This window comes from Streptomyces viridosporus (genome assembly GCF_002078235.1).
GTDB classification, from domain to species: domain Bacteria; phylum Actinomycetota; class Actinomycetes; order Streptomycetales; family Streptomycetaceae; genus Streptomyces; species Streptomyces viridosporus.
Genome location: NZ_MSGP01000702.1, coordinates 1 through 4,748, shown reverse-complemented (window position 1 = coordinate 4,748; position 4,748 = coordinate 1). Strand labels below are relative to the sequence as shown.

The 4,748-nt window shown below is 75.2% G+C and carries 4 protein-coding genes and 2 pseudogenes; 5 read left to right on the top strand and 1 reads right to left on the bottom strand.

Features of this window, described 5'->3' with window-relative positions; translation table 11 throughout:
• A pseudogene (locus tag B7L92_RS43160) lies at positions 1 to 106 on the top strand (CBS domain-containing protein); the annotation flags it as partial.
• A 21-nt stretch (positions 107 to 127) separates the two neighbouring features.
• Complete coding sequence (locus B7L92_RS36090) at positions 128 to 670, top strand: type 1 glutamine amidotransferase domain-containing protein (protein WP_081241403.1); 543 nt, start codon at positions 128 to 130, stop codon at positions 668 to 670.
• 239 nt (positions 671 to 909) lie between these two features.
• On the opposite strand, the gene B7L92_RS36085 is transcribed toward B7L92_RS36090, so the two are convergent.
• The gene (locus B7L92_RS36085; protein ID WP_081241402.1) at positions 910 to 1,197 is read right to left on the bottom strand and encodes a DUF6158 family protein; all 288 of its coding nucleotides are present in this window, start codon (positions 1,195 to 1,197) and stop codon (positions 910 to 912) included.
• 62 nt (positions 1,198 to 1,259) lie between these two features.
• Between B7L92_RS36085 and B7L92_RS36080 the strand changes: the two genes are divergently transcribed.
• The 3 genes and pseudogenes from B7L92_RS36080 to B7L92_RS36065 all read left to right on the top strand — a co-directional run.
• Complete coding sequence (locus B7L92_RS36080) at positions 1,260 to 2,372, top strand: baeRF2 domain-containing protein (RefSeq protein ID WP_081241401.1); 1,113 nt, start codon at positions 1,260 to 1,262, stop codon at positions 2,370 to 2,372.
• A gap of 238 nt (positions 2,373 to 2,610) precedes the next feature.
• Entirely contained in the window at positions 2,611 to 3,414 is an 804-nt protein-coding gene (locus tag B7L92_RS36075) for an RNA polymerase sigma factor SigF (RefSeq protein ID WP_081241400.1), read from the top strand.
• A gap of 1,123 nt (positions 3,415 to 4,537) precedes the next feature.
• A pseudogene (locus tag B7L92_RS36065) lies at positions 4,538 to 4,748 on the top strand (pyridoxal phosphate-dependent aminotransferase); the annotation flags it as partial.

Sequence of the window (4,748 nt, the reverse complement as noted above, 5' to 3'; positions counted from 1 at the left end):
CGGCCTGCCCGTCGGGCTGGTGAGCCTCGGCGACCTGGCCCGGGCACGGGATCCCGGATCGGCGCTGGCCGACATCAGCCGCGCGAAGCCGGACGAGAACAGCTGAACGAAAGGACAGGGAAACCCCATGCGCATCGCATTCCTGACCGCGCCCGAGGGCGTCGAGCAGGTCGAGCTCACCGAGCCGTGGCAGGCGGCCGTGGACGCCGGACACCAACCCGTGCTCGTCTCGACGCAGCCGGGCAAGATCCAGGCGTTCGACCACCTCGACAAGGCGGACACCTTCCCCGTGCAGGAGGTCGTCGGCGAGACGTCGGCCGACTCCTTCGGCGGGCTGGTGCTGCCGGGCGGGGTGGCCAACCCCGACTTCCTGCGCACGGACGAGAAGGCCGTGGCGTTCGTGCGGGACTTCTTCGAACAGGGCCGGCCGGTCGCCGCGATCTGCCACGCCCCCTGGACCCTCATCGAGGCGGACGTGGTCCGGGACCGGGTGCTGACCAGCTGGCCGAGCCTGCGGACCGACCTCCGCAACGCCGGTGCGACGTGGGTCGACGAGCAGGTGAAGATCTGCGACCACGGGCCCAACAAGCTGGTCACCAGCCGCAAGCCGGACGACCTCAAGGCGTTCTGCGAGACGTACCTGGAGGTGTTCGGGTCGGAAAAGGGCTGAGGAGGCTCCGAGGAAGTCCGACGAGGAAGTCCAGGACGGGCGGCGGCCGTCCGGCGCGTGCCGGGCGGCCGCCGCCCGTTCCGGGGCCCGCCGCCGTGCGGCCCCCTCCCGCGCGTCCGGACGGGCGCGGCCAGGCGCCGCGTCCCGGCGCGCTCGGCCGTGCCTCGCTCACGTGTGGTGGCGCACCGCGTCCCGGCGCGTCCGGATCACGCGGCGCGCCGTCGCGTCTTCGCCCGAGGTCAGGTGCCCGGAGTCGTGGGAGCCGCCGTGTCGGCGCCGGTCCGTTCCCGGGCGCCCTCGCGGGTGCGGCCGGCGGCCACCGGACGGCGCGGGTTGCGGCGCAGGTACTCGCCCTCCAGCTGCGCCATCCGCTCGTTGTGGGCCCGCAGCGCGTCGTTGGACCCGTACAGCAGGGTGTCGTGACGCGTGCGGTGGATGGTCTCCAGCTCCTTCATGAGCTGCTGGTCGTCCAGACGGCTCGGCTCGACTCCGGTCATCGTGGTGCCCCGCTCGTCGTGTGCGTTCATGCGGCCCGGGTACCCGCCCGGCCGGTACGAGCACTACTTCGAACGGCAACCGGGAGGGAGCCATGGAACTCGCATTCCTGAATCCACTCTACGAACGTCCCGGCCCCTGGGCCTCCGTCTACGTCGACACCTCCCGGCACACGGAGAACACCCCCCACGAACGGCAGCTGACGGCCCGGGCGATGGCCCGGGAACTGGCCGACCAGGGCGCGGACGAGGCGACCTGCGACGCGGTGCGCCGCGCGATCGAGGAACTGCGGCACTCCTCCGAACCGCACGGCCGCGCCCTGTTCGCCCGGGACGGCGAAGTGGTGCTCGACCCGCCGCTGGCCCGGCCCCCCCAGGGCGACTGGGCGCGGTGGGCACCGCTGCCCAGGGTCGCGCCGCTGCTGGAGCTGGCCGGTGAGGATCCCGTGTGCGTGGTGGCCTACGTCGACCGCAAGGGCGCGGACTTCGAGCTGCGCAGCGCACTCGGCCGGGACGACGCCGGCGGCGTCACCGGACGCCAGTGGCCGATCCACCGGACCAGCACCGTCGACTGGTCGGAGCGCCACTTCCAGTTGCGGGTGGAGAACACCTGGGAGCACAACGCCGCGGAGATCGCCGACGCGCTCGCCGTGTGCCAGGAGGAGACCGGGGCCGATCTGCTGATCCTGGTCGGCGACGACCGCGAGCAGCGCGCCGTGCACGAGCGGCTCCCGCAGCGGCTGCACGACCTGGTGGTCGAGGCCCCGCACGGCACCGGCAGCAGGCTGCTCGACGAGGACGTGGAACGGGCCCGCGCGGAGCACGTCCGCGACCGGGCCGCGGCGGAGCTGGAGCGGTTCCTGGCCGCCCGCACCCCGGACGACGAGGGCCGCGCGGGTGCTGTGGAGGGAGTTCCGGCGCTGGTGGAGGCGGCGCGCGAACACCGGATCGACGAACTGCTGGTCCGGCCGGACGGGCCGGACGCGCACCGCGAGGTGTGGATCGGGGAGGATCCGGACCAGCTGGCGGTGCGGCGCACCGATCTGAAGGTGCTCGGTGAGCAGCAGTCGTGGGCGGCCCGCGCGGACGACGCGCTGATCCGGTCGGCGGTCGCGACGGGCGCCCCCGCCCTGTCGGTGAGCGCGGCCCCGGACGCGGGGGACGACGCACCGGTGGGCGGGCTGGGGGCGCTGCTGCGCTGGAAGTGAGCCGCGGCGGCGCCCGGAGAACGAGCCGGACGGGCCTTTCGGCGGAGACCGCCGGGAGGCCCGTCGTCGCGGGCGGTTTGCGGGCGGAGAGTACGGGCAGGCGCACCGTCAGTGCTTCGGACAGCAGGCACGCCCGTGGGCAGTGGTACCCCGCTCCGGAGACGTCCGTTCCGAACGCAGGTGCGCTCCCCACGGTGACCGTCCGTCCCCGAGCACTCCGAGGGAGTTGCGACGCACCATGCCGACCCGAGCGAGCACCAGGCACCACCCGCACGACGACGCCCCCGACACCGCGGACGCCTTCCGCAGGCTGGCCGTACTGCCCCCCGGCGCGGAACGCGACGCGCTCCGCGGCGAGATCGTCGAGGCGTGGCTGCCCATGGCCGACCGCCTCGCCGGACGGTTCCGCAGCCGCGGCGAGAGCTTCGACGACCTGCGCCAGGTGGCCGCGCTCGGTCTGGTCAAGGCCGTCGACCGGTACGACCCCGGGCTCGGCAACGCCTTCGAGAGCTACGCCGTGCCGACCATCACCGGAGAGATCAAGCGGCACTTCCGCGACCACATGTGGACCCTGCACGTGCCCCGCCGGGTGCAGGAACTGCGCAACCGTGTCCGCTCCGCCTCGCAGGACCTGTCCCTGGCCGGCTCCGGCCGCCCGCCGACGGTGGCCGAGATCGCCGAGCACACCGACCTGAGCGAGGAGGACGTCCGCACGGGGCAGGGGGCGCTGGACAGCTTCACCGCGCTGTCCCTGGACGCCGAACTGACCAGCGGCGACGACGGCTACTCGCTCGGCGACACCCTCGGCGCGCCCGACCCGGCACTGGACACGGTGGTCGACCGCGAGGCCGTCAGGGAACGCCTCGCCGCCCTGCCGGAACGCGAGCAGGCCATCCTCTACATGCGCTTCTTCGGCGACATGACCCAGAGCAGCATCGCCGCGGAGCTGGGCATCTCCCAGATGCACGTCTCCCGTCTGATCAGCCGCTGCTGCGGCCGGGTCCGGGAGCAGGTCATGCGGGACCAGGACGACGGCGGGTAGGGCGCGCCCGAGCGGGCGGCGCGGCCCGGCGCGGCTCTTCACCCGCTCGGACGCACCCCTCCCGCCAATGGCGGACGGCCGCGAGCGGTACGGCGGCGGGCGGGCTGTGATGGCTGTGGGGCGCGTCTCCGTGCCCCGCCGACGTGGGCCACCCACGCGCCCGGAGGCACGGGACACGCGGGAGCGTCCCGCCTCCGTCGGGCACGTGGGGAGAACCCGCGCGGCCGTCGGGTGCGATCGCCGTGCCCCCGCCGTCGCTCGAAGGAGCCCGCACCATGCGCCGCACCGCCCGTGCCCTGTCCCTCGCCGCCGTCACCGGCACCGTCCTGCGCGCGCTCGCACCGGTCGCGTCCGCGGAGGCCGGCCCGGGCGGCGGAGCCCCCGGGGGACACCGTCGCACCGGCGGCCTCCTCCGCGCCGTGCTCCGCACCGGAGGGACACCGGTGGAAGGACCGCGCGCCGCAGGGCTCCGGACCGGACGCCGCCGAACCGGAGGACACCGCGCCGGACGCCTTCGCGCCCCCGGACACGAAGGCATCCGGGGGCGCGGAAGCGGACGCCTTGGAGCGGGAGGGGATCCTGCCGGAGTAATCCGGTCCGGAGCGGTCGGACCCGGGGCGATCAGGCTCGGAGCGGTCGGGCCCGGAGGAATCCGGCTCGGAGAGGACCGCGCCGGGCGCCACCGGGGCCACGGACACCGGGTCCAGGCATCCCGAGGCCAAGCGTCCCGATCCCGAACATCCCGAGCCCGAACGTTCCGATCCCGAGGACGTCGAGCCGGGGAGTGCCGGGGCGAGGGGCGGTCCCTGCGGGGAAGCGGCCGTACCGCGGGGCGTCCACGCCGGCGGGGGCGGGACCTTCACCGACTCCGTGCCCGCCCCGGCCGCCGGCGGACCGCTGATCGCGGGCGCGTCCGGCGCCGCCGCGCACCGGCTGTACCGCGACCGGACCGCCCGTACGGACGGCTGACGCTTCTTCCCCGGCCGCCGCTCCCCACGCCGTGAGCTGCGCGACCCGGTCCGCCGCTCATGTCCGGCGGCGCGCTGGGTACCCACATGCCGAAGGCACGAGCGGGCATGAGCGGACACGGGCACACGGCACCACGGACTGCGCGGAGGTACGGATGCGGCGGACGGACCCGGAGGGACACGGCCCCGTCCGCTTCGGGCCGTCGATCCCCGAGGACGGGCTTCCCGTCCTGCCCGAGCTGTCCGCCGTCCTCGCCGCGGCGGCGTCCCGGGCCGGGGCCGAACCGGTGGGCGGCGGCTCCGCCCTGCTGGAGGCCGCCTGCGGGCACGGAGACCGGCGCGGCCTGCCCGCCGCCCCCGACCGGG